Source organism: Dehalococcoides sp. (genome assembly GCF_041654235.1).
GTDB lineage: Bacteria > Chloroflexota > Dehalococcoidia > Dehalococcoidales > Dehalococcoidaceae > Dehalococcoides > Dehalococcoides mccartyi_B.
Genome location: NZ_JBAZDW010000098.1, coordinates 1,888 through 3,432, shown reverse-complemented (window position 1 = coordinate 3,432; position 1,545 = coordinate 1,888). Strand labels below are relative to the sequence as shown.

Below are 1,545 nucleotides of genomic sequence, written 5' to 3'. Positions count from 1 at the left end.
AAAGCCGGGCAGGTTCAGAGATTTCCTAAGCTCGCTTTGATCCTGATAGTGTTCCCTGAGTATAATCGCATTACTGGGTGAAAGGGCTATTTGTCTTCGGCTCTTGCTGGTCTTAGGCTCTTTAAAGGTTATCCGCTTTCCCATTTCAGCATCCTGAACATATTGCATACTACTTGAAACATAGACCTGGCAGAGTATCAGATCAATATCACTCCACCTCAGAGCCAGGCATTCAGATCTTCTCATTCCGGTAAAAAGGCTGGTATAAAACAGAGCATAATAGGGTGTCTCCTTAGCCTTTTCCAGAAATACCTGCATATCAGATTCATTCATAACCTGCATTTCATGTCGCTGGATCTTGGGCGCATCAACCGCCTCAGCTATATTCCGGCTTAAGAGCCCAGTCTTAACTGCATTCTTGAGAGCTTTATGAAGTACTACGTGAATAATCTGGACTGTCCGGTTACTCAGGCCGGAAGACTGCTTATCGGCATACAGATGCTGCAGGTGCTGGGGTTTAAGTTCCACAATGGGTATATTACCCAAGGCGGTGATTATATGCTTGGTGCTGATATAAGAATACAACTCAACAGTCCTGGGTGAGAGATTGGGCTTACAGTAGTCATTAAGCCAGGATTGCAGATACTCATACAGGGTTGCTTTGCCCGGCTTAACAAAAGTTCCGGAGTCAAACTGATGGATAAGCTCATTCAGTCTCTTCTCGGCCGCCTTCTTGTTGCCTTTGACTGTTTCATAATGGGAAAGATACTTGCCGCTTACTGAATCCTTGCCCAGAGAGATCTTAACCCGGTAAGAGTTACCTCGTTTGATTATTGCTCCTCTCATCGTTTCAGCCCGCTTATATCATCAATAAATATCGGCTTCATTCCGTCTAAAATTAGGATCGGGCGGCTGAGTGCTAGAATAAAATCAGTGGCCGGTATCTGATCAGGATCTTTGATTGCCTTATTGCTCTTACAGAGACTAATTAGTTCTTCTCTTGTACCCAGTTTAATTTCTGCTTTAAACGGATTTATCCCGAAAGCCATATCACCCCTGAATGCAATAGACTCTATGATATTTGCCATTTCCGAGCCAGTTACGTGCTTAAAAACTCTATGACGAGTATCCCACTCAACGTCTTTCTGCATCTCCATAAACAACTTTAGCAGGCTCTTCTGTTTATCAGGGCTAACCAGTAGAGCATCAAAACGGGCGGTATTAAAGGCTGTTTGAGCGAGTTCTGATGTTTTCTCATAAAAGGTGTAATGGTGAGAGATATCAGAGAGCAAGGCAATATCTTTAATGCTGGTATGCAAGACATCAATCCAGTGTGCCCGTCTTATGGAAATCTTGGTAGTAGGATTCGATGCCTGAACCTGTAAAATAAATGGTATGGCCGAGACTGATACAGGGTATTTATCCACTGTACCCAAATGCCAGCTATCATCCCTGGGGTCATTGGCTTTAGTGCGTGCCTCTGAAATCCGCTTTATTAAGGTCTCTTCTGTCGGCGGTATCTCTTTGGGAAACTTATTTTCAATT

The 1,545-nt window shown here is 43.7% G+C and carries 2 protein-coding genes; both read right to left on the bottom strand.

The features are described 5' to 3' along the window. Nucleotides 1–846, bottom strand: an 846-nt coding sequence (locus WC259_RS08055; protein WP_372644179.1) for a tyrosine-type recombinase/integrase, incomplete at its 3' end; no start/stop codon positions are given. After that, on the bottom strand, nucleotides 843–1,545 hold a 703-nt coding region (locus WC259_RS08050), incomplete at its 5' end, for a hypothetical protein (protein ID WP_372644176.1). The genes WC259_RS08055 and WC259_RS08050, both read right to left, overlap by 4 nt.